Here is a 23,676-nt window from a genome sequence, read left to right on the forward strand (position 1 = left end):
GCCTTTCCCAAGAAATGTTAGTAGAACCAATCGGGCATTTAGGTGCCGTTTTCTCCCACTTAGACCTTTTGTATCAACTCAGGTCTCGAAGTAGGAGTATTACGGCACCTTACGTGCGGGATAAAGTACAATTTAACGACATATTTGGTGATTTTATGACATATCAAGTAAAAACAAATGTTTTTGAAGGACCGCTTGATCTGCTGCTTCATTTGATCAAACGGATGGAAATTGATATTTACGATATTCCCATGGCTGAGGTGACAGAGCAATATTTGGTCTACATACACACGCTTTCGGATCTGGAGTTGAATGAAGCAAGTGAATATCTGGTGATGTCAGCGACACTTCTGTCAATTAAAAGTAAGATGCTGCTCCCGAATAAAGCGGAGGAAGAAGAGGAAGACGTTTCAATTGAGGAGGAGGACCCACGAACAGAACTCGTCGAGCAGTTGATCGAATACAAGAGGTACAAAGAAGCCGCCGAACTTTTTAAACAAAAAGAACATGATCGCAGCCATATTTATACAAAACCGCCGAGCGACCTTTCCCAATTTGCCGCGGACGCCGATCCCATTTCTGAAGCGGACTCTGTCTCGGTTTTTGACATGCTGGCCGCCTATAACAAACTGTTAAAAAGAAAAAGACTGCGAAAGCCGGCGGCTGCCAAAGTGGAAATTCAAAAAATCACGATCGAGCAAAGGATGGAAGAGCTGCTGGAAATCGTTGAGAAGCATCGGACGCCCATTCATTTTTCGGACTTTTTCCACCATGATGACAAGAGTGTCATCATCGTGACGTTTTTGGCCATATTGGAGTTAATGAAAAGTAATGCCGTCTATGTGGAACAAACGGGCAATTTTGAAGAAATTTATATAAAGGCGAAAGAGGAGATTGTACGTGAAAGCAGCTAAGGAAAAAGGAATATTGGAAAGCTTATTGTTCGCTGCGGGGGACGAAGGCTTAAGCATCAAGCAAATATGCCATGTATTGGAAGTGACCGAAAAGGAAGCGTACGACCTGGTGGATGAATTAAAGAAGGAGTATGACGACAACGAGTGCAGGGGCATTACGATTGCAGTGCTTGCGGGGACATACCAGCTTGTGACGAAAAGAAGGCTTTCGAAATACTTGCAAAGGCTTGTGGAAAATACGCAGCATCCATCCATTTCCCAGGCCGCGCTTGAAACAGTCGCCATTATTGCCTATAAGCAACCCATTACAAGAGTTGAAATAGAAGAAATTCGCGGTGTAAAGACAGAGCGACCGATCAGATCGCTTCTTGCCAAAGGACTTATTAAAGAGGTGGGGAGGAAAGAAGGGATTGGAAGACCGATTTTATACGGGACAACGAGAGAATTTTTGGATTACTTCGGTCTCAAGGATTTGAAAGAACTCCCTCCGCTGCCCGACGCGGAAATGGATGGATCACAGGAAGAAGAAGCAGATTTATTCTATGATAAATTTCAGGAATCCATCAAATAAACAAATAAAGAAACGCAAGCGCCCGCTTATAACTACAAACTGAAGCACTCGCGATGAAATAAAGCGAAAGGGGCTCTTCCTGCCCCACATACAATCTTCCATTCTGCTTTGAATTGTTTAAAGTGGAGGTCTTAGCTTTTTTACAGGCGCTTTTCTTTTGCTTTTTTATGGACATGGCTCAAGCCCTCAGGCACATGCGCTTGCCTAAATTTATCTCTTTGACATTAACATCTTTTACTCCGTTACATCAACTGCGCGCAAAAACTTTAGCGGTGAAATGTGCTAAGATGGCAAACCAACTGCCACCCAAAATTTACAACATTCCTAAAACGCAACAAAGCTAAAAAGGGCTTCATTTCGGATGAATGTCCTTTTTTTTATGTTTAATAGCCCTTCTTTTTGTCATAACACTACAAGTGGCGCATAGACTTGTACAAATAAATGGGGGGCGAGGGGAAAAGGATGTTTGTTAAAATCAATGCGATTTTAATCAGTCTGTGCATACTTTTATGGCTCGCCGCCTTTTCGCCAAAAGACAGGGAAGAGCAGCCTGAGTTATCCTTGAGTGCATCTGGAGCCATCTTAATGGAGCAAGGGTCCGGGAGAGTCCTCTATGATCAAAACTCGGACGTGCCTGCCAGGATCGCTTCCATTACCAAAATTATGACAGCTATTGTGGCCATTGAATCAGGAAAACTGGATGAAACCGTTACGGTCAGTAAAACGGCGGTGATGACTGAAGGATCATCTATCTATTTAAAAGTCGGCGAAAAAATAAAACTGGAAGATCTGTTATACGGCCTCATGCTTCGCTCCGGGAACGATGCTGCCAATGCCATTGCGGAACACGTGGGGGGAAGTGTGGAAGGGTTTGTTTTCCTGATGAATCAAAAAGCGCAGGAAATTGGAATGCGCCAAACAGTTTTTTCCAATCCCACTGGTTTGGATGATCACGAAAATCATTATTCAACCCCTTACGATATGGCGCTTCTTACGCGATATGCCATGAACAATGACACGTTTAAAGAGATCGCGGGAACAAAAGCATATACGGTGGATCGAGAAGACGGTAAAGCCAGATGGAAAAACAAAAATCGCTTGCTCACTGAAAAATACCAACATACAACCGGCGGTAAAACCGGCTATACGAAAAGAGCCGGACGAACTCTTGTCACGACAGCTTCCAAAAATGGAATGGACTTGATTTCCGTTACGTTAAACGCGTCCGATGATTGGAATGACCATATTTCGATGTATGAATATGGCTTTGATCATTTCGAAATAAAACAATTGCTGCCAAAAGGCGAATTATTTAACGTTGAGGGGCTTCCAGATAATAAGCAATTATTTGTCAAGCACGACGTCCATTACCCGTTGCAGAATACAGAAGTGGACCATATTAAAATCAAGTATCGTTTGCTTTCTAGGGAAGATCTGAAAAAAATGAAGGAGGGGCAGGCTGGAGAAGCGGTTTTTTATTTTCAAAATGATGTCGTGCGGACGATTCCCATTTATGTAAAGGAATTGGATCATGACAAAGACAAAAGCTGGTGGCAAACTTTTAAAAATCTATTTTTCACTCAGACAGGTGTGAAGATAAATGATTAACTATATTTGGGTCGGGATGACCTTAATCGGCCTCGTGTTTGCTGGATTGAATGGCACGATGAAAGAAGTGAACGAAGCTATTTTTCAATCAGCTAACGAAGCCGTTACTTTGTGTATTGGTCTTATCAGCATTCTTGTGTTTTGGCTCGGAATGATGCGAATTGCCCAGGAAGCAGGCCTTTTGGAAAAACTGTCCAATCTATTTCGACCTGCCATTCTGAGGCTTTTTCCGGATGTTCCAAGCGATCACCCCGCCGTTGGTTATATTTTATCGAATATTATTGCAAACATGTTTGGACTTGGAAATGCCGCTACACCCCTCGGTATCAAAGCGATGGAGCAGTTAAAAGCATTAAATGGGGGAAAGCCCGTTGCAAGCCGCTCGATGATTACGTTTCTTGCCCTTAACACCTCAGGATTTACCCTAATTCCCACTACTGTTATCGCGATTCGAATGAATTATCAATCAGCCGGGCCGACAGACATCGTAGGCCCGACTTTAGTGGCCACCATATGTGCTACGTTGGGCGCCATTATTGTGGACCGGCTATTTTATTACCGAAGAATACGAAAAGGAGTAAAATAGCAATGCAATTTATATCGGCCATGTCCTTATGGATTGTTCCTGTCATCATCGCTGTTATTTTACTCTATGGTACGTGGAAAAAAGTCCCCACCTATGAGCATTTCGTTGAAGGGGGAAAAGAGGGAATCAAGATTGCGGTTTCCATTATTCCGTTTTTAGTAGGAATGCTTGTTGCTATTACAGTTTTCAGGTCTTCGGGTGCACTGGACTTCATGATTCAGCTGATCAAACCGGTTTTGGATTCGATTGGCGTTCCCGCGGAAATCGTCCCGCTCGCACTCATACGGCCGATATCCGGCACCGCGGCTTTAGGTGTTATGAGTGATCTCATTTCGGTTTATGGCCCTGACTCCTTTATTGGCAGATTGGCCTCAACCATTCAGGGAAGTACGGATACGACCTTTTACGTGTTAACGGTTTATTTTGGGGCAGTGGGAATCAAAAAAATGGGAGATGCTATAAAAGTCGGCCTTATAGCTGATGTAATCGGTATAGCGGCGGCAGTCATCATCGTGACTATTTTATTCGGTTCATAACCGGATTTTTTTATTTTGGATCAACATTCTTTGATTTTCTCTGTTCTTATGCAATAATTCATAAAGAAAATGCAGGCTTGAGGTGAAAAAATGGAACGCTTACAAAAAGTCATTGCCCATGCTGGAATTGCTTCTCGAAGAAAGGCGGAAAAGCTGATAGCAGAGGGCAAGGTAACAGTAAACGGAAAAGTAGTAACAGAACTCGGAACAAAAGTAACACCTTCGGATAAGATTCAGGTGAATGGCATTCCGTTGCAGCAAGAGGAACAGAAATACTATTTGTTTTATAAACCACGCGGCGTTATCAGTGCGGTTGAGGATGACAAGAACAGGAAAGTAGTTACTGATTTTTTTCCGCATGTAGAAGAGAGAATATATCCGGTTGGACGCCTGGATTATGATACATCCGGGCTTTTGCTTCTGTCCAATGATGGAGAATTCACCCATCTATTGACACATCCCAAACATGAAATCCCGAAAACGTATGTGGCAAAAGTTAAAGGGCTGCCATCAAGAGAATTGTTGAAAAAGCTGGAAAGAGGAATCCAATTGGAGGACGGAAAAACCGCTCCGGCGAAAACAAAGATGTTAACAGCCGATAAGAGAAAAGGCCATTCCATTGTGGAGATTACCATTCATGAAGGGAGAAACCGCCAAGTGCGCAAAATGTTTGACGCGATTGGCCATTCGGTGATGAAATTAAAAAGAGAAAGGTTTGCCTTTTTGACCCTTCATGGACTAAATGCGGGAGAATACCGGGAATTAACCCCGCATGAGGTAAAAAAATTGAAAGTTCTCGCCCGAACAGGGCAATGCTGAGAACAGGGAAGTTTTCACATAACCTTCATAACCACCGCAATGGCTCTATGAAGAAAATGATATAATGTAAACGGATATTCGCGTCTAATAAGGAGGCATGGTCTTTCATGTCAAAAAAAAATCGGCTGGTCATTCGGACAATCATTCTTGTTATTATGATCGCAGCAATTGCATACACACTTTACGCCAACTTTACGAAAGATTCACGCTCAAAAGTATCAGTTGGCGAACAAGCGCCTGATTTTGTTTTGGCGGATCTTGGAGACAAACAACATAAGTTATCCGACTACAGGGGGAAAGGCGTGTTCCTGAATTTTTGGGGCACGTGGTGCAAGCCGTGTGAGCGGGAAATGCCTTTTATGGATAATCAGTATAACGTTTATAAAGATCAAGGAGTTGAAATTTTAGCAGTAAATGTCGGAGAACCGGAGTTTTCAATCAAACGATTTGTAGAAAAGCATGATCTTTCGTTTCCGATTTTGAAAGACAAAAATCAGGATGTAATGAAAACGTACGGTGTCATTAACTTGCCTGCAACGTTTTTGATTGATCCGGAAGGAAATGTGGTAAAGGTGGAAGAAGGCGAGCTGACGGAAGCGAAAATACAGGCGATGATGGAGAGTATTAAACCGTAAGGGGAGCAGTTTTTTATGAATGATGTGAAATGTGTTTGCGGTCACGTCAATCCGCAAGGAACAATCCTTTGTGAAGCTTGCGGGCGGGCATTGACCGAAGAAGCGAAAAAAGAAAACCTGCATGATATGCGTTATGAGGGCAGTGCCAGAAGGTCTCAAACATACAATAAAACGTTGGTTGACAAAATATGGAACTTCTTTTCGTCTGTCAAGGTGGGAGTGTGGCTGATTGTCATTACACTAATCGCTTCCGCTCTTGGAACAATCCTTCCGCAAGTGATGTACATACCGCCGAATGCCGACCCTGCCGAATACTATTCAAGCCAATATGGAGCCTTCGGGACGATATATTATAATCTTGGTTTCCATGACTTATACAGTTCCTGGTGGTACCTGTTATTAATTGCCTCAATCGGCGTCTCGCTTGTCATTTGCAGCCTTGATCGGGTTATCCCGTTGCATCGGGCTTTAAAAAACCAGCGGGTTGACCGACATGAGGGTTTTTTAAAAAGGCAGCGATTGTTTAGGCGGTATGAAGGAGATGTGTCGCCAGAAGACATTGAAACGTTTAAAAAACGGTTAAAACAAAAAAAATACAAGATCAGGGAACAAGACGGAAGTATTCTTGCCGAAAAAGGAAGATTCTCACGTTGGGGTCCCTATGTTAATCATATCGGATTGATTATATTCCTAATCGGCGGCATGTTGCGATTCGTTCCGGGCATGTATGTGGACGAAGAGGTCTGGCTGCGTGAAGGGGAGAAAAAAACGATTCCGGGAACAAATAATGAATACGTTTTGGAAAGTAAAAAAAATACAGTAGAGTTTTATGACAAGGAAAAGGACAAAGAAGTATATAGCGAAGCCCTTGAACGAGTCGGTTCTGTTGTAAAAGAATTCCAATCCGATGTTGTTCTTTATAAAAGAGACAAAGAACAGGCGGTCGGTTCTGAAGAAAAACTGATTAAAGTGAAAGATGCCAAGATCCGTGTGAATGAACCATTGAAATTCGACAATTTTGCCGTATACCAAGTCAATTTCAAACAGGATGAATTTCAGACGATGACTTTTTCTTTAATTGACAAAAAAACAGAAACGGAACATGGAGAAGTAACCATTGATTTATTTGATCCGAAAACAAGTTACGACTTAAAAAATGGTTATAAAGTGGAGCTACTGGGGTATTACCCGGATTTTTCCGGTTTTGCGAAAAATGGCGAACCGCAAACGAATTCTCCTGTCCCGAATAATCCAGCTTTTTTATTTAACATGATTTCTCCCGAGAAACCCGACGGAGAAGTGAGTTTTACTGCGATTAGACAAACTGTGGAACCGCTTGGAGAAACAGAGTATAAAATGGCATTCAAAGGTATTGGAACAAGAAATGCTACAGGGCTTACTGTACGAAAAGATTTAACGCTGTGGGTTTTGGCCGTCGGGGGAACCATTTTTATGATCGGGGTTATCCAAGGCTCCTACTGGAACCACAGGCGTATTTGGCTGCAGCACAAGCAAGGCCAACTTCTTATAGCCGGCCATACAAATAAAAATTGGCACAGTCTGAGACGTGAAATTACCGGAATGGTTGAAGGCACAAGTATTCCTGAACCAATTGATCAGTCTCAAAAGGAAAAAAACGGTAAAGAAAGTAGGAATCATGATGCAGAATCTGGCAGAACTAAGCAGTAGTTTATTATACACTTCCTTTATTCTTTATCTTGTCGGGACATTTCTTTTTAGTGGTGCAATCCGTGATAAGAGAGGGAGAGAAAAGGAAAAAGGTGTAAATCGCTGGTCCAAGCTGGGGATTGTAGCAACCATCATCGGTTTTATTACACAGCTCGGTTATTTTGTTACCCGCTGGATTGCGGCGGGACATGCTCCTGTCAGTAATATGTTTGAATTCACAACCTTTTTTGGCATGATGCTCGTTGGGGCTTTCATTCTTCTTTATTTTATCTATCGCCTAAATGTGCTTGGATTATTCGCTTTGCCTGTTGCGATGATACTAATCGCATTTGCCAGCATGTTTCCAAGGGAAATCAGCCCGCTCATTCCATCGCTAAAAAGTGATTGGCTTCATATTCATGTTACGACTGTAGCGGCAGGACAGGCTATTTTAGCTGTCAGCTTCGTTGCAGGGCTCATTTATTTATTAAAAGCGGTTGATCCTACGGTGAAAGACAAAAGGTCTTTTTGGCTGGAAGTGATTATGTACTGCCTTGTGGCAACGATTGCCTTTATAATCACTTCATCAGCCTTTTCCTTGGCCGACTATAAAGCAGATTTTGCCTGGGTGGACAAAAATGATCAGGAAAAAGAGTTATCCTACCAACTTCCCGCACTTGTTGGCCCGCATGAAGGAGAACTGCTCACTGAGGGACGCTTCAATCCTTTAGTGGAAATGCCGGCACTCGTCAATGCGAAAAAATTAAATACTATATTATGGACTGTCATAACGGGAACCATATTGTATTTGCTTGTACGCTTAATCTTTCGGAAACGAATCAGCATGCTCTTGAAACCTCTTGTTCGCAGGGTGAATTTGGATCTCCTTGATGAAATCGGCTACCGCTCTGTATTGATCGGTTTTCCGGTTTTTACCCTTGGCGGTTTAATATTTGCCATGATCTGGGCCCAGATTGCCTGGACCAGATTTTGGGGGTGGGACCCGAAAGAAGTTTGGGCGCTTATTACGTTCTTATTTTATGCTGTTTTCCTTCACTTACGCTTATCAAGGGGATGGCACGGCGAACGTTCAGCCTGGCTTGCCGTTGTGGGAATAGCCATTATCATTTTCAATCTCGTGTTTGTTAACTTGATCATTGCCGGTTTGCACTCTTATGCATAGTTCCGGCGCAATATTTATCATGAAAGACCCCCGCGCTTTTAGTGCGGGTCTTTTTCGAATACAATAGGAATAGGACTATGAAGTTTGGAGGGATTAGGATGGAACGGGAAGTAAGTATATTAGTTGTTGATGATGAAGATCGGATTAGAAGGCTGCTGAAAATGTATCTAGAGCGCGAAAATTATGTGATCGAAGAGGCAGCCGATGGTGAAGAAGCGTTGGAAAAGGCGCTTAGCAAGGATTACGATTGCATTCTACTCGATTTAATGATGCCGAAAAAAGATGGCATTGAAGTATGTAAAGAATTGCGGGAAGAAAAGGCAACACCAGTCATCATGCTTACGGCGAAAGGAGAAGAAGCAAACAGGGTCCAGGGATTTGAAGTGGGAGCAGACGATTATATTGTCAAGCCTTTCAGTCCAAGGGAAGTGGTCCTGCGTGTCAAAGCTGTATTAAGAAGATCTTCGCAAACAAGCTATTTGCACACCGATCCGACTGCGCGGGATATTATTGTTTACCCACATTTATCTATTGACCATGATGCCCACCGGGTGACAGCTGATGGAAAAGAAGTGAATTTGACTCCCAAGGAGTATGAGCTTCTTCACTTCCTGGCCAAATCTCCGGATAAAGTGTTTGATCGCGAGCATTTGCTGAAAGAAGTTTGGCAATATGAGTTTTTTGGCGATTTAAGAACTGTTGATACCCATATCAAAAGGTTGCGGGAAAAATTAAACCGCGTATCCGAAAAAGCAGCAGGAATGATTGTAACTGTTTGGGGAGTAGGATACAAATTTGAGGCAGGCAATGAATGAGGCTTTGGCATAGCGTTGTTGGCAAGCTTTGGATGACCATCCTGCTGCTGGTTTCCTTTGTGTTGATTATTTTGACGATATTGCTGATCCAATTTTTTGAAAAATATTATGTGAATGAAATTGAACAAGATTTATCGGACACCGCCAAGAAGATGTCGAGTATTATCGAATCCCACCGTGATGACGGTCTCGGTGAAGAAATTGTGTTCGAGATTGTCGATGATCCCGTGGGTGTGGCCATTGCCTACAACAAGGACGAGTTTTTATATTCACCAAACATTGGGAAAGACAATAAAATACCGCCGAGCGTCTTTTTAAACGATGCAGATTTAAAAAAAGTTTTTACCAACAAGGCCGTCATTGAAAAGGAAATATCCTTGTCGGAGATGGAAGAAACCGGCGGACGATTTAAAAACTATATCATTGCCGGGGTGCCTTTCAGTTTGAATGAAGGTGAAAGTGGAGCCATTTTTATCTATCAGTCTCTCGGTGTGTTAAAGGAAACGACAAAACAAACAGCAAATTTGATTTTGCTTGCGGCCGGAATCGCGATCGTGTTGACGACTGTATTTGCTTTCTTCTTATCAACACGTATTACTGCACCTCTCAGAAAAATGAGAGAGGCCGCCTTCGAGCTTTCAAAAGGATACTTTGATACACGTGTTCCCTTTTTGACTCATGATGAAATCGGCGAACTGGCCAATGCTTTTAATCAAATGGGGAAACGGCTGAAGTTTAATATGAACGTACTTCGCCAGGAGAAAGAACAGCTTACGAGCATATTAAGCAGTATGGCGGACGGCGTTATGACATTCAGCCGCGACGGTACGATTTTAATTACAAATCCTCCGGCAGAGCGTTTTCTGCATCTATGGCCTTACGATGAAATGGATTCGGAACACCCTATGCCTTCTGAATTGGCTGCTTTGCTTGAGAAAGCGATTGCCGATGAGGCGGAGCAAACCGGGGAACTTTCTATTCAGGGGAGATATTATGTCGTGATTGTAAGTCCGCTCTATACCCATGACCAGAAAAACGTCCGGGGCGCGGTAGCCGTTATCAGGGACATGACAGAAGAGCGGCGCCTTGACAAGTTACGCATTGATTTCGTGGCCAATGTTTCCCATGAACTCCGGACGCCGATCGCCATGCTCCAAGGATACAGTGAAGCCATTATTGATGATATTGCCGGATCAGAAGAAGAAAAGCGGGAAATTATTAAAATCATCTATGACGAATCGCTGAGAATCGGCAGGCTTGTTAATGAGTTGCTCGATTTAGCCAGAATGGAAGCGGGCCATACAGCGCTTCATTATGAAAAAGTGGATGTTGGCAAATTTGTGCAAAGAATCACATCCAAATTTCAGGCCATTGCGCGGGAGAACAACATTGAACTCAAAAGCAGTGTCGAAGATAACGTATATTTTTCACTTGACTCTGATCGCATTGAACAAGTGTTGACCAATCTGATTGATAATGCCATTAGGCATACGCATGAAGGGGGAAATATACAGGTCAGCCAGACAACTGTCGACAATGGTATTATGATCACAGTTGAAGATGATGGAACCGGTATTCCCGAAGAGGACCTGCCTTTTGTGTTTGAAAGATTTTATAAGGCAGATAAAGCAAGGACAAGAGGAAAGTCCGGAACTGGCCTGGGGCTTGCCATTGCCAAAAATATCATCGACGCCCATAATGGCAGGATGACGGTGGCCAGCAAACTTGATGAAGGGACAACCTTTACGATTTTCCTGCCGACTGCTAAATAACAGATAGTGTTGAAGCTTGGCGTTAATTCTTGTTTCATGGGTAACATGATTGGTCATTGATCTAAATATTTCACTTCACATAAATCATTTTTTATTGTATAATGACACCTAACAACAATATATGATTCATCTTCGGGGCGTGGTGAAATTCCCGACCGGCGGTGATGAAGCCTTAGAGCTTCTAAGCCCGCGAGCCTCTTTAGGGGCAGGATTTGGTGTGAATCCAAAGCCGACAGTACAGTCTGGATGGGAGAAGATGAAGGTTGCCGTGCGTTCAAAATTGCAAAATTTGGACGTTTATTGCGCATGCCGATCATTCTCCCTCAAAGTCGATTCTTTGAGGGTTTTTATTTGGCGATGATGCCGGCAAACCTTTCTTCGAAATGAGATGAATCTCAAAGGAGAGAGGATCTTGAGAAAATTGAATACGAAATCATTTGTAGCTATTGGAATGCTGAGCAGCCTATCATTCATTTTAATGCTCATTAAATTTCCAATTCCGCCGTTTCCGGCATATTTGACGGTAGATTTCAGCGATATTCCCGCGTTAATCGCCGGGTTGATGTTTGGCCCGTTGGCGGCAGTTTTGGTCGAGTTGATCAAAAACATCATTGATTATCTCATGATCGGCAGTGAAGCAGGTATTCCTGTTGGAAATTTTGCCAACTTTATTGCGGGAATCGTTTTTGTTCTTCCGACTTACTATGTTTTTAAACGACTTAATAAAAAATGGGGCCTTGCTGTTTCACTTATTGTCGGAACGTTATTCATGTCGCTTTTTATGAGTTTTTTAAATTATGTCGCGATACTCCCTGCCTACATCATTTTGTTGGGATGGGACCCGATGTCCACCTCCGCGCTAAGGCAATTGGTCGTGGCAGCGATCTTGCCGTTTAATATCATCAAAGGACTGATTGTAACAGTTATTTTCTTATTGATTTATGCGCGTATGAAAAACTGGATCGAAAAGCAGGCCGTTTATAAAAATGCATAAACCAAAAAGCGCCGTTTTCGGCGCTTTTCTACTTGTTAAGCGAATCTGCAAGCTTTTGTTCGTTATGATTCTCCGCATTGACCAAGTAGGCTCTCAGCCTCTCGGCGATTTGCAGGAACGCAAGCTTATTCAAACTTTAAGGCATCTCCATCAAACGGTTCATCGGCAACTTTGATTGAATCCGTTGGGCAACCTTCAAACGCGTCCATCATGTCATCCTCCAATATATCAGGCACTTCCTCTGTACCTTGATTATGATCAAGGACGACGTAAGCAAGTCCATCATCATCATAGTCATATATGTCAGGTGCAGCGGCTCCGCATGCTCCACACGCTATGCAAGTATCCTGGTCAACAATCGTAAACTTTGCCACACAAAAAACCTCCATATGATTCAGAATATGTGAATCATAATATTTTCATTACTGAATATATATTAATGCTCCTCCTTAGACATTTCAACAATATAAACCGGGAAGTAAAAAATATTTTCATGAATCTTTTTTATTGTTGACGAAGGAGGGGGAACATAGTCGAAAAATTGAATTCATGATAAAATATAGTTGCAATGGGAATGTTATAAAGTTCATCATTGTGAAATATAAAAATGATTTAAAAGAGTGGACTTCATGAAAATAAAAAAACAGGCTGATCTCATCAGCAAAATGACCAGGAAAGAACTTTTGCTAGACTTATACATCACACAGCTGATTATATTGTTGATGGCCGTCATCTCTGGATCGTTTTTAGTGGAGAGCTTTTGGGATCCGGACCTTTTTTTTCGGTTTGAAGCAAAATGGATTGTGCTTGGTGCGGTCAATGGGGTAGCCGTTGTCCTCATTGATATCCTGCTCATGAATTTTTTACCTGACAAGTATTATGATGACGGCGGTATCAATACAAAACTATTTTCCGGCATGTCTTACTGGAATATAGCTGTTGTTGCAGGCGTTGTCGCTGTTTCAGAGGAATTATTGTTTAGGGGAATTCTTCAAACCAAGTTTGGCCTTATCATCGCCAGCATTATATTTGCTTTGATACATATACGTTATTGGACACATTGGTATCTAATCGTCAATGTCCTTGTATTGAGTTTTTGGATCGGGATTGTATATGAATGGTCCGGAAATCAATTGTTCGCTGTCATGGCGATGCACTTTACAATCGATTTTTTGCTGGGAATATATATAAAAAAGAAGTTTGATCAACAACATAAGAAGGGGTTAAATGATGGGTATGAATAAAAAGGGAAATGAATCGGGTGCAAAAATAGAAAGTCTGCCTTCAAGGACGGAATACCACAGATCAAGACATAAAAAAAAGCGTAAGGTGAAAATATCCGTTCCGCTTATCCTGGTGATGGTGCTGTTGTTGCTTCCGGTTGCGATATTGGCAATCATTAACGGCAGCGACAAGTCAAATGCCGATCGTGTAAACTCCAGTTCCGGGGAAGAAGTCCTTTTTGAGACTGATGAAGCGAAATCCTCAAAAGATACTGAAAAAGAGGTAAGTGAAAAAGAACAGAAACAAGAGGCAGAAAAAGAGAATACTGCGCAGCAAAAGGAAGAATCAACTGAGGTCAAAGAACAGGAGCCTCCGCCAAAACAAGAGGTGAAAAAAGAGGTACCGGTTAAAGAGGAACCTAAAAAGGAAGAGCCGATAAAGCAGACACCCAAAAAGGAAACGACACCTAGCAACAATGAACAAGCTCAGCAGGGGCAGGATGGTGTCATTTATCATCAAGTACAACCTGGAGAAACCTTGTTTAGAATAGCGATGAATTATTATAAATCCCAGCAAGGTGTTGACAAAATCAAACAGGCAAACGGATTATCCAGCAATGAAATCAGTGTCGGCCAAACGTTAAAAATTCCTAAGCCATAAAGATTTATCATAGATGCCCAAGTTGAATCATAGATTGAGGAAGAAGTCTATGAGGAGGCAGGGAACAATGACTATGGAAATGATTTTTCAAAAACTGGATGATCAAACAGACCAAGCGACGAAAAAAATGATTCAGAACTTAATTGAAAGAAAGCTCAAGTTTGACCGCTACAAAAACATTCATTTTTTTCTTTTAACGATTGCTTGTTTGTATTGTCTTGCGATAGGTTATGTTTGCTACGAGTATTTCATTATCCCTCATGACCTATCGGCGATAGAAGCGGTTTCGGCCATTATGGGGACAGCCTATTTTGCTTACCTATTCATCATTGGAGCATTATTGTTCGGTTCCGTCAAAATTTTTTATGAGAGAAAAGAGAAGGCTGAAAAGGAATATCAAGAATTGCGTTGTGAAATTATTGATAAAAGCAAGGATTTATGGCACGAAGACAGCTGGGGCGATCGCTATCAGGTTTTTGAACAAATCAAACGCCAATATGATATCAACTTGTTTCATGAAAGTAAGTAATTTCGAAACGATCTGCCGTTTAATTCGAAAATTGAATCGTATGTTTTTACACAAGCATGGGGTTTCCAGTCGAATGATCGACTAGAAACCCCTCTTCTTTTGAAAAAACAGGCAAACTTTCCGAATAAGTCACGTTCAATCTTTGTACACTAATACATATTCCAGCATTGGGAGGATGAACGGTGTCCGAAAATTGTTTTTATTATACGAAGCATATGAAGGAAAATGAATGGCATTTCGTCACTTTCCAAGTAAGTGACATGGACAGGGAAGAAGTACTTTGTGATGAATGTTATGATGATTGGCTTCAAGGCATGAAAGGATAATTTGTAGAACAGGCAAACACCCCGATATTTTCGGAAAATATCGGGGTGTTTGGTAAAAGCTTAAAAGAATTTCTTCTTGCCCCTTTCTTCTTTTAGTATTTCCACTGCCTCGCGGAAGCGTTGTGAATGAACAATTTCCCTCTCCCTTAAAAAGCGCAGGCCGTCATTTAAATCAGGATCATCACTCATGTTAATAATCCATTGGTAAGTGGCTCGCGCTTTTTCTTCCGCCGCGATATCTTCATACAGGTCGGCAATGGGATCACCTTTTGCCTGGATATATGTGGCCGTCCAAGGATTACCAGCGGCATTGTGATAAAACAGTGCCTTGTCATGATCCGCATAATGGGCTCCCAGCCCGGCCGCTTTCATTTGTTCGGGTGTAGCGTCTTTTGTCAGTTTATACACCATCGTGGCAATCATTTCCAGGTGGGCAAACTCTTCCGTTCCAATGTCCGTCAAGAGCCCAATGACAGAATCGGGGATCGAGTATCGCTGATTCAAGTAACGAAGGGCAGCGGCCAGCTCTCCATCGGCTCCACCATATTGTTCAATTAAAAATTTCGCAAGCATCGGATTGCATGTGCTTACTCTTACAGGATATTGCAGCTTTTTTTCATAAACCCACATGAGTGGAAGAACCTCCTTGTCATTATTTAGTCATCCTGGAATTGCAAGCAGTTATACTTGCCATGGCCATGGAGCCTCTTTCCAATCCCATGGGTGCCTTGAGTAAGTGGAACCGTGCGATAAGGCGCCAAATTGTTTTTCAAACTTTTTCACAGCGGTCTTTCTTAATTTTATATACTCATTATATTGGCGAATCGCGTCCATGTCGTTTGGGTGTGTATCTAGGTAAAGTGTCAGTTCCACAAGAACGAAGTCGATCGTTTGTATTTCTTCCAATTGGCTGTAATATTCAGGAGGCATCTGTTTCATGGGTCAGTCCTCCTTCGCCCTTTCATAGGGGCTATAATACGGATCGTAAAAAACTTTCCACAATGTTCCTGCTTTGAGCGCCTCCCTGGGAGGGAATTGAGGTAAATTAGGTGGTTGAAATCCCAAATATAAATTTGGAGGGGTGGAATAAGATTTTACTGTTATGGGCGGGCACGGATCAAAAGGACTGACGTATGGTTTATACGTCTTGTAAAGCGTGTACATTGGCTTCCTCCTTTTCCTATGGTCATTCCATTGTATTGTAGTTGTTCCGATAACATTCTTTAAAACAATAAAATTTTCTTATTTAAAGCATATTTTACTCTTCGTATGGTAAGATGTTACCCATATGATAAGGTGAAACTTCAATCAGCGGGGTTTTCATCCGCTGATTGTTAGTAGAACCAATCGGGCATATACAGGCAGTTGTCCCACCACTAGCCAATCACGTTTTATCTTGATTCTTAAAGCGGTGGGCTTACTGCCAGTTAATGCGGGGTAAGGTGAAACTTCAATCAGCGGGGTTTTCATCCGCTGATTGTTAGTAGAACCAATCGGGCATATACAGGCAGTTGTCCCACCACTAGCCAATCACGTTTTATCTTGATTTCTTAAAGCGGTGGGCTTACTGCCAGTTAATGCGGGGTAAGGTGAAACTTCAATCAGCGGGGTTTTCATCCGCTGATTGTTAGTAGAACCAATCGGGCATATACAGGCAGTTGTCCCACCACTAGCCAATCACGTTTTATCTTGATTTCTTAAAGCGGTGGGCTTACTGCCAGTTAATGCGGGGTAAGGTGAAACTTCAATCAGCGGGGTTAGGGATGCGGGGCGTACAGGCGCTGTACTTGTTGAGGCGTTCTGAGCCCGCGAACTTCTATCCGTTTGAATAAATAGGGTGATCGCATGTTTTTGGTGATGTTGTTAATCTTTTTGTTAGCCGTGTTTTTGCTGTTATTTATGGTAAAAGAGGCTTTTCGCAATGAAGTGAAAGAAGAGGTGCTCGCATTTCCCGACTTTCCAACACAATGGGGAGAATTAACGATTTTCTTCATTTCCGACATTCATAAAAGGCTCATTCATGAGAGCATCATTCAACAAATAAAAGGCAAAGCCGAGATTGTCATCATCGGCGGGGATTTGACGGAAAGAGGCGTCCCTTTGGCAAGAACGCGGAAAAATATTGAAATGCTGCAACAGGTGGCACCAGTCTTTTTCATTTGGGGTAATAATGATTATGAGGTTGATACTAAAAAGCTGAATGAATTGTTTGATGAATGTGGCGTCACTGTTTTAAAAAATGAAACGGCTTTTCTTCAAAAGGGAGAAAGTTCAATCGCATTGATCGGCCTTGATGATTATGAACCGTCCGAACCTTTATCAAGGGCTATTTCACATTCCTTGGACGATCGTCATTTTAAAATCTTGCTATCCCATAGACCTTCCATCCTCAAGCATATCAGGCCGTCCGATCATATTTCTCTTATTTTGAGTGGGCATACACATGGCGGCCAAATTCGAATTTTTGGATTCGGGCCTTACCAACGAGGAAGAACGTTTCATTGCCCCAGCGCTACGGTACTGATCAGTAACGGGTATGGAACAACACTATTGCCATTAAGGCTCGGCGCCCCGGCAGAAACCCATCTGATTACGATCAAAAATAAGGAAAATGACTAATCGTCATGAAGCGTGCTTTTTCGACAATTCGTCAATGAAAATGGTAGTCTGCAATGATTTATACTATTTCTCGTGAGGAAGCCCGCTTGCCAATACTCCTTTAAATTGGGTGTACGTGTCCGTTTTTCCACAACCTAGACCGCATCGCTTTGTTGGCGGAGGGATGAAGCGGATACGGCGATCTTGGGGGTTGCATATCATGGCGGGCGAGGTGACCTCATGAAGCAGGGACATCAGTTATAAACGAACTGGTATTAGTACGAATCGTGAAAATAAAAACCGCATGAAATCAAGGTTTTCCCATTTGATTTCATGCGGCCTATTCATTTTTACAGGTTTTTCCCCAGCGTCATTCTACTGGCAACTTGTTACCTGCTCCTCTTATAGTCTTCATTGGCGACCTGCCAAAATATGTAGGAATCGATTCGCTAAAATGTTTGATTATCGTGAGTTTTAGACCAGTGTACCGTCCTTCATGCGGATGATTCTGTCGCCATATTGTGCTGCTTCATTCGAGTGTGTGACTTGAATAATGGTAACCCCTTTTTCCTTATTGATCCGATAGAAAAGCTCCATAATGTTCGTTCCCGTCTTGCTATCTAAATTGCCAATCGGTTCATCCGCCAGGATGAGCTTCGGATTGATGATCAAGGATCGAGCAATGGCCACCCGCTGCTGTTGTCCTCCAGACAACTCCCTTGGGGTGAATTTCTTTCTATCTGCTAATCCAACAATTTCTAATGTTTCATCCAGCTGGCGCTGATAGTTAGCTGCTTTTTTTCCATCCATGATTAAAGGTAGCATGATATTTTCCTCAACGGTAAGATTGTGCACTAAATTATAAAACTGAAATACAAATCCGATAAAGCTTCGACGTATCGAACTTTTCTTTTGATCGCTTAGTTGATGAAGGTCTTGTTGTTCGATCAGGACTCTGCCCGATGTTGGTTCGTCAATGCCGCCAAGTAAGTAGAGCAATGTACTTTTTCCGCAACCGGAAGGCCCCATGATCGAGACGAATTCTCCCTTTGCAATAGAAAGGTCAATATTTTTTAAAATGGGCACGTCTTCCTGGCCCACCTTGTAAATCTTACAAAGATTTTCCGTTTCAACAATATGTTCCAACATAAGCACTTCCTCTCATCCGGCTCTCTATTCATACCGCAGTTCCTTCATCATATTTAATTTAAAGACTTGTCGGGCAACCGGTATTGTGGAAAGAATGAGTAAAATAAATACGAACGCACATAAAATTCCAAATAATTCAAAGGTAAACTGATATTCGATCCGTAATCCAATCGCATATAACAATTTTGTCATCAATTTATTTAATGCAAGCCCCCCTAAAAGACTAATCATGACCACAGCAATAAAAGTGATAAACATCTCCCAAAATAACATGCGTATGATTTGCATTCTGCTCATACAGACGGAATAAAGCACGGCGTATTGTTTTTTTCTCTGGGAAAACGAAACCAGCAAATTATTAGAAATGCCTAGTAGTCCGACCACCAGTCCCATAGCAATAATGACTTTGATTCCATTTATCAAAGTGTCAATCGTCGCCTTTTGCGAAGCGATCATTTCGTCAAACGTCATAACCGTTATTGGAGTATCCATAAATTGATCAGCAATCGCTTCCTTCACATCTTCAGCTTTATCTTCATCTTTGATTTTCACGGACAATTGATTGAAGAAACCGTCAAAGTGCTGAGCGAAATATTCTTGATGAATGAGAACGGTGTTTCTGTTTTGGGAAAAGGCTGAACTTTCCATCGCACCAGAAATTACGACTTCAATGAAACCGTCCGCCAACGGTTGAAAGTTGTCATCCAAAGGCTGCAAAAGAATTGTTTCACCGATTTTAAGGTCGTATTTATCGAGTTGATATTCATCTATAATAATGCCATTCCGAACTTCTTTCATTTTTGTTTCGGCGTCACCGAGCAACGTAATTCCCGAATAAAATGTATCAAATTCTCTAATATCATCTACCCCATGGACTGAAAAGGTCTCGCGGTTCCCATTCACCTGATACTCTGCCAGACTGACGTGATCATAATATGTGCGCGACACTTCGTCCATGGCCTTTACATTCTCTATCAGACCAGGTTCTAATTCACCACCTTCTGATCCTCTCACGGTCACGTCGAAGTCTTTTTTAAATGAATTTGTTAAAAATTGGTCTATCCCGGAACTGACCATCCCCACCATTAGCAATAGTAAGAGAACCACGATGATCATACTGGAATTATTAGAGACGATCTTGTTATTTGCAATATTTTTTGTTGAAAGGATGAGATTTCCACTTCTCGTCTGTTTTACAAAAAGATGAAATAAGTTGGATAGTCCATTTAACATACGCGGAGTTAATAAGACAATTGAAATAAATAAACATAAAACCGAAAAGATGGCCATGAGCAAGTGATCGGTATTATTTAGATAATATAAAATAAAGGCGGCCCCTAAAAAACTGATTCCAATCATTGTCGTGATTCTGGAATGCTGTTGTGATACGTGCTGTGTATTGAGGATTAAGTCTTTGAGCGGTGTCGAATTGGCCTTATGAATACGTAAAAAATTAATGCCTACCGGAAAAAGCAGCCCAAACAAGTATGCAATAGTCAACTGACTCAATGGGAGGTCTGTCACCAGTTTAACGTCATACTCTTTATATTCGTTGAAAATAGATGCCGTATAAGGGAGTATGATATAGGCGAACACGACTCCCAGTGTGGAGCCAAGCAAGCCATATACGAAAAATTCCAATAAAATAACGCGATTCATCATCCGCTTACTAAATCCGATACTGCGGAACGTACCTATGACGGGCATGCGTTCGGCAAGAATGAGTTTAGATAACGTTGAAATGACATAGGCACTGATGAGGACGATGATGATAATGGCTAACATCATCGTGATTTGAAACGTTTCTTCATCGCGAACGAGTGTATCGGCCGCGTTTGTTTGTTGAACGGTAAAATGAACGTTTTGATCCGCCAGCGTATTTATTGCTTTATCCAGTTCGTCCTTCGGGACTTGAATCAATGTTTGATTCACCGCTTTATCCATGCCATAAATACGATTCAGTTCGTCTAGCGATGTAACAAGAAGTATCTGCCCTGTCTCTGAGTAAAATATGCCATTCGTTTCACTTATCGCTCCAATGGTAAATGTTTCGTTACCCAGACTGTGCTCAATTTCAATGGCGTCCCCAAGGTTCAAACCATAATCGGATGCCGTTTTTTGACTGATCATAATCATCGTTTCATCCGAACCGTATCCATCCAGTTGACGAAGGGGGGAAACCAACTCGGCATCTTTTGCTTGCTCAACATTCATGCCACATAGTGAAACTCGAACATCTTTGTCAGCGGATTTCCATTTTCCATTCATGTAAAGTTGATCAATCCGCTGACCTATAGAAACGGAATCAAGCATAATATCAGACGGGGCATAAAACGGAGCATCACCATTTTTTTTCAAGACAATGTTTGTGTTTCCATACACGCCTTGCAACATTTTAGAGTACGTTTCGTTAATGACAGAATTCAAACTAAGCCCTGCAAATAAAACCGCCGTTGAGAGAAAAATGCTCAATAGTAAAATCAATGTTCTGAATTTTTTCTCTCTTATATTTCTTACCACATGTTTTAATATAATACTCAATTTATGACCTCCATTGGAAGTTTATCTTGCGTATTTTTATCATGTTGAGTGTAACAAAGTATGTTTTTTAATTCAATATATAAAAATAAAAGAAAAATAAAAATATAAAAATAGTTCCTAAGTCTCTTGTCTTATTAAAATAGTTGGACTATTCTATCGGTGAGATATGTACATGTACATAACGTCTTTGAAAAGGAGGGTTGAGAAATGAAAGTAACAAAAAAAGGTGAAGTAATTCGTGAGAAGTCATGCTTCTGTGTCGCTTGCACATGATTTGAAAACTCAAATAGTACCTATGGTGGTTTTCCTCCATAGGTACTATTCATGTTGTTTAAAGGGGGCATGAAGGTTTGAAAACATATGGTATAAAAGAATCACTTGAAATCTATGTAGAAGGTGAGGAATTTATACATTTTTTGTTTGTACATAATCAAAAACAACTTATCTATGATTATGATCCTGGTTTTTTGTCCTTGTTAAAAGTCATGGAAGAAAAAAGAAGCCTGAAAGAAATTATCTATGAAGTTAAACTAGTGAATCCAGAAATAACGGAAAACGATATAACTAATGCAATTAAACTTCTTCTAGAGGACGGAATTGTCTTTGAAGTATCCGGAAAATTAACACAAATAGACTCGTATAACAGAAATCAAAGACAAATTGATTTTTTCAACGAATACGATTCGTCACGGGGTGGAGAGATCATTCAGAAGGAATTATCTAGTAAAAAAGCCGTCATTATTGGACTTGGTGGAATTGGCAGTTGGGTCATTACCACACTTGCAATGGCTGGTATCAATCACTTTGTTATTTTAGACGGGGATATTGTCGAAGAAAGCAATTTAACAAGGCAAAATTTGTATACATATAATGATATTGGAAGAAAAAAAGTGGATGTTGTCAAACATAAAATTCGAATGTTGAACCAAGAGGCACAAGTAGATACATTTGATATATTTTGTCATCAAGACACCGACATACATAGTGTCGTAAATGGTAGTGACATTGTCATCAGTTGTATTGATGAACCAAGCGTAACCGAAACTGGGAAGTGGGTATCACGGGCTGCACAAGATTTAAAGATTCCACACATTGTTTCTGGTGGTTATTTGGGGCACTTGGGTTTTATTGGACCGACTATCATTCCGGGGGAAACAATTTGTTGGGAGTGTATTGTGGAAAGCTTAGAGAGTGATTATAAGGATTGGAAATTGATTAAATCCTCCAGACGAGTTGGTTCAATTGGCTCTCTCTCCTCAATTGTGGCAAATCTACATGCGTGGGAAGCTATTCGAGTCCTGACAAACATTAGCGAACCGATCATGAAAAACAAAAGAGGAGAATTTGATTTCATTAAATTGAATATTAAGCTCTTTGATATAGAAAGAAATAAAAACTGTGGGATTTGCTCTCATGCACAAAAACTAAAAAAGGTGAGATGATGATGGATAAGAAAGCCCAAAATCTAGTAGAAGGATTCTTTAACCCGATGGATTTACTCGACAAAAATGAATTATTTAAGCGCTTGAGAAATATGGAACCAGGAAACTTGTTTGACGTCATGGAAAGTATCCGAAGAGACGAGATAAAAAAATTAAGAGAGACGGGATTTTGGGAGTCCAACTTACAGCACATTCATCAGAATCTTAAACATTTCGACATGGAGAATGTGTTCCCAAAGGATCAGTTGGTTGAGTTCATCCAATACTTGATGTCTACAAGTTCCCTATGGCCTGCTTATTTTATGATCATGTCCCACGATGACCGGTTTATTTCAGAACATGTAACAATTAGGAATATTGAGTATTTAGATCAGGCTCTAATAGATGGGAATGGCGCTATTTTAGGCCAACTGCACTGGGGCCCTTTCCAGTTGTTATTTCCATTATTGGTAAAACTAGGTTACCCTATTTTCCAGTTATTTGGGGAAAAAGATGCTGAAATATGGGCAGTAGATATGATAAAAGCATATTTTCCCGAAAACTTATGGTCTAATTTTAAAACAGCAACCGTTCCGGAAAGCGGATTTTTAGTGAAGGCATTAAAAGCATTAAAACGGAATTCTTTTGTCGCTTTACCGCTTGAAGTGAATGGTTCAGATATTTTACCTAGGCAAACTCTTCAGTTCTTGGGTAACGAAATCTATGCGCCAGATGGATCGGCTTCCATTGCGGCAATCACGAAATCACCTATTATATTAGTAAGAGTTGAAGCCGTGCGTGATCAAGTGGAAATCATATTCGACGAACCTATTTATATTCATCATAAAAAAGATGTTGCTGAGGTGAACAAGCGGATTTTCAATAAAATGGAATACCATATAAAAGAGAATCCTCTACAGTGGAGAGGGTGGGCATTCTTAGAGGAAATGGTTGTGCAGAAAGAAATGAGTAAATAAAAGTTCATTTATGGTTCTGTTTATTTTAGCAGATTGACTCCCGGCGCAACCTGTACAACCAACCGTAACGAATCCATCTCACCGACCATCTTCCCCTTTATTGGGGTAGCTTTACCGAGTACTCTCGGAGGTTTGCGATTTCTTATATGA

Annotated in this window: 25 protein-coding genes and 1 riboswitch; of the genes, 19 read left to right on the forward strand and 6 right to left on the reverse strand. The window is 41.3% G+C overall.

Annotated features, from left to right (window positions below; translation table 11 throughout):
* Positions 1 to 155: 155 nt before the first annotated feature.
* The 12 genes from MHB50_RS07850 (at position 156) to MHB50_RS07905 (ending at position 12,101) form a co-directional block, all read left to right on the forward strand.
* Complete coding sequence (locus tag MHB50_RS07850) at positions 156 to 914, forward strand: segregation/condensation protein A (RefSeq protein WP_077113511.1); 759 nt, start codon at positions 156 to 158, stop codon at positions 912 to 914.
* The gene (gene scpB / locus MHB50_RS07855) at positions 901 to 1,485 is read left to right on the forward strand and encodes an SMC-Scp complex subunit ScpB (protein ID WP_339163019.1); all 585 of its coding nucleotides are present in this window, start codon (positions 901 to 903) and stop codon (positions 1,483 to 1,485) included. The genes MHB50_RS07850 and scpB overlap by 14 nt, the downstream gene beginning before the upstream one ends.
* A gap of 462 nt (positions 1,486 to 1,947) precedes the next feature.
* Positions 1,948 to 3,093 carry a D-alanyl-D-alanine carboxypeptidase family protein gene (locus MHB50_RS07860; protein ID WP_139345701.1) on the forward strand — a complete coding sequence of 382 codons (1,146 nt, stop codon included), beginning with the start codon at positions 1,948 to 1,950 and terminating at the stop codon, positions 3,091 to 3,093.
* Positions 3,086 to 3,679: a nucleoside recognition domain-containing protein gene (locus MHB50_RS07865; protein WP_077113272.1), complete on the forward strand. Its 594-nt coding sequence runs from the start codon at positions 3,086 to 3,088 to the stop codon at positions 3,677 to 3,679. Before MHB50_RS07860 ends, MHB50_RS07865 begins: the two co-directional genes overlap by 8 nt.
* A 2-nt stretch (positions 3,680 to 3,681) precedes the next feature.
* Positions 3,682 to 4,215 (forward strand): spore maturation protein, encoded by a 534-nt coding sequence (locus MHB50_RS07870; RefSeq protein ID WP_077113273.1) that lies wholly within the window; start codon positions 3,682 to 3,684, stop codon positions 4,213 to 4,215.
* Between the two features lie 90 nt (positions 4,216 to 4,305).
* Complete coding sequence (locus MHB50_RS07875; RefSeq protein WP_077113274.1) at positions 4,306 to 5,034, forward strand: pseudouridine synthase; 729 nt, start codon at positions 4,306 to 4,308, stop codon at positions 5,032 to 5,034.
* 107 nt (positions 5,035 to 5,141) lie between these two features.
* A complete protein-coding gene (gene resA, locus MHB50_RS07880) occupies positions 5,142 to 5,669 on the forward strand; it encodes a thiol-disulfide oxidoreductase ResA (protein WP_339163022.1) in 528 nt (175 codons plus the stop codon).
* A 15-nt stretch (positions 5,670 to 5,684) separates the two neighbouring features.
* Positions 5,685 to 7,358 carry a cytochrome c biogenesis protein ResB gene (locus tag MHB50_RS07885; protein WP_077113276.1) on the forward strand — a complete coding sequence of 558 codons (1,674 nt, stop codon included), beginning with the start codon at positions 5,685 to 5,687 and terminating at the stop codon, positions 7,356 to 7,358.
* On the forward strand, positions 7,339 to 8,520 hold the full coding sequence (gene ccsB / locus MHB50_RS07890) for a c-type cytochrome biogenesis protein CcsB (RefSeq protein WP_339165637.1): 1,182 nt from the start codon (positions 7,339 to 7,341) through the stop codon (positions 8,518 to 8,520). The genes MHB50_RS07885 and ccsB overlap by 20 nt, the downstream gene beginning before the upstream one ends.
* Before the next feature lie 98 nt (positions 8,521 to 8,618).
* Positions 8,619 to 9,335 (forward strand): response regulator transcription factor, encoded by a 717-nt coding sequence (locus MHB50_RS07895; protein WP_077113277.1) that lies wholly within the window; start codon positions 8,619 to 8,621, stop codon positions 9,333 to 9,335.
* Positions 9,332 to 11,107 (forward strand): ATP-binding protein, encoded by a 1,776-nt coding sequence (locus MHB50_RS07900; protein WP_339163026.1) that lies wholly within the window; start codon positions 9,332 to 9,334, stop codon positions 11,105 to 11,107. The genes MHB50_RS07895 and MHB50_RS07900 overlap by 4 nt, the downstream gene beginning before the upstream one ends.
* Before the next feature lie 124 nt (positions 11,108 to 11,231).
* Positions 11,232 to 11,369: riboswitch (FMN riboswitch) on the forward strand.
* Between the two features lie 150 nt (positions 11,370 to 11,519).
* Positions 11,520 to 12,101 carry an ECF transporter S component gene (locus MHB50_RS07905; protein ID WP_328799766.1) on the forward strand — a complete coding sequence of 194 codons (582 nt, stop codon included), beginning with the start codon at positions 11,520 to 11,522 and terminating at the stop codon, positions 12,099 to 12,101.
* A gap of 125 nt (positions 12,102 to 12,226) precedes the next feature.
* Here the strand turns inward: MHB50_RS07905 and MHB50_RS07910 are convergent, their stop codons facing one another.
* Positions 12,227 to 12,475, reverse strand: a complete 249-nt coding sequence (locus tag MHB50_RS07910; protein ID WP_077113280.1) for a ferredoxin — start codon at positions 12,473 to 12,475, stop codon at positions 12,227 to 12,229.
* A 255-nt stretch (positions 12,476 to 12,730) separates the two neighbouring features.
* Between MHB50_RS07910 and MHB50_RS07915 the strand changes: the two genes are divergently transcribed.
* From MHB50_RS07915 to MHB50_RS07930, 4 genes are all read left to right on the forward strand, one after another.
* On the forward strand, positions 12,731 to 13,345 hold the full coding sequence (locus MHB50_RS07915) for a type II CAAX endopeptidase family protein (protein WP_077113281.1): 615 nt from the start codon (positions 12,731 to 12,733) through the stop codon (positions 13,343 to 13,345).
* Positions 13,329 to 13,985 (forward strand): LysM peptidoglycan-binding domain-containing protein, encoded by a 657-nt coding sequence (locus tag MHB50_RS07920; protein WP_205178575.1) that lies wholly within the window; start codon positions 13,329 to 13,331, stop codon positions 13,983 to 13,985. Before MHB50_RS07915 ends, MHB50_RS07920 begins: the two co-directional genes overlap by 17 nt.
* A gap of 67 nt (positions 13,986 to 14,052) precedes the next feature.
* Positions 14,053 to 14,514, forward strand: a complete 462-nt coding sequence (locus tag MHB50_RS07925) for a DUF2663 family protein (RefSeq protein ID WP_236016955.1) — start codon at positions 14,053 to 14,055, stop codon at positions 14,512 to 14,514.
* A 182-nt stretch (positions 14,515 to 14,696) separates the two neighbouring features.
* Positions 14,697 to 14,840, forward strand: a complete 144-nt coding sequence (locus tag MHB50_RS07930; RefSeq protein ID WP_205178701.1) for a hypothetical protein — start codon at positions 14,697 to 14,699, stop codon at positions 14,838 to 14,840.
* A 60-nt stretch (positions 14,841 to 14,900) separates the two neighbouring features.
* Here MHB50_RS07930 and MHB50_RS07935 read toward each other — a convergent pair whose 3' ends face one another.
* From MHB50_RS07935 to MHB50_RS07945, 3 genes are read right to left on the reverse strand one after another with little or no spacing between them, the layout of a single operon-like run.
* Positions 14,901 to 15,470 carry a manganese catalase family protein gene (locus tag MHB50_RS07935; RefSeq protein WP_077113283.1) on the reverse strand — a complete coding sequence of 190 codons (570 nt, stop codon included), beginning with the start codon at positions 15,468 to 15,470 and terminating at the stop codon, positions 14,901 to 14,903.
* Between the two features lie 51 nt (positions 15,471 to 15,521).
* The gene (locus MHB50_RS07940) at positions 15,522 to 15,779 is read right to left on the reverse strand and encodes a spore coat protein CotJB (protein ID WP_205178566.1); all 258 of its coding nucleotides are present in this window, start codon (positions 15,777 to 15,779) and stop codon (positions 15,522 to 15,524) included.
* A 3-nt stretch (positions 15,780 to 15,782) separates the two neighbouring features.
* Entirely contained in the window at positions 15,783 to 16,004 is a 222-nt protein-coding gene (locus MHB50_RS07945; protein WP_077113285.1) for a spore coat associated protein CotJA, read from the reverse strand.
* A 681-nt stretch (positions 16,005 to 16,685) separates the two neighbouring features.
* Between MHB50_RS07945 and MHB50_RS07950 the strand changes: the two genes are divergently transcribed.
* Positions 16,686 to 17,459, forward strand: a complete 774-nt coding sequence (locus MHB50_RS07950; protein ID WP_205178562.1) for a metallophosphoesterase — start codon at positions 16,686 to 16,688, stop codon at positions 17,457 to 17,459.
* A 453-nt stretch (positions 17,460 to 17,912) separates the two neighbouring features.
* On the opposite strand, the gene MHB50_RS07955 is transcribed toward MHB50_RS07950, so the two are convergent.
* Complete coding sequence (locus MHB50_RS07955) at positions 17,913 to 18,587, reverse strand: ABC transporter ATP-binding protein (RefSeq protein ID WP_077113287.1); 675 nt, start codon at positions 18,585 to 18,587, stop codon at positions 17,913 to 17,915.
* A 24-nt stretch (positions 18,588 to 18,611) separates the two neighbouring features.
* Complete coding sequence (locus tag MHB50_RS07960) at positions 18,612 to 21,128, reverse strand: ABC transporter permease (protein WP_205178560.1); 2,517 nt, start codon at positions 21,126 to 21,128, stop codon at positions 18,612 to 18,614.
* Positions 21,129 to 21,478: 350 nt separating this feature from the next.
* Between MHB50_RS07960 and MHB50_RS07965 the strand changes: the two genes are divergently transcribed.
* Both MHB50_RS07965 and MHB50_RS07970 read left to right on the forward strand, forming a co-directional pair.
* On the forward strand, positions 21,479 to 22,570 hold the full coding sequence (locus tag MHB50_RS07965; protein WP_205178558.1) for a ThiF family adenylyltransferase: 1,092 nt from the start codon (positions 21,479 to 21,481) through the stop codon (positions 22,568 to 22,570).
* Between the two features lie 2 nt (positions 22,571 to 22,572).
* Complete coding sequence (locus MHB50_RS07970; RefSeq protein WP_205178556.1) at positions 22,573 to 23,526, forward strand: hypothetical protein; 954 nt, start codon at positions 22,573 to 22,575, stop codon at positions 23,524 to 23,526.
* Positions 23,527 to 23,676: the final 150 nt, after the last annotated feature.

The organism is Siminovitchia sp. FSL H7-0308, assembly GCF_037980985.1.
Taxonomy (GTDB): Bacteria; Bacillota; Bacilli; order Bacillales; family Bacillaceae_C; genus Siminovitchia; species Siminovitchia thermophila.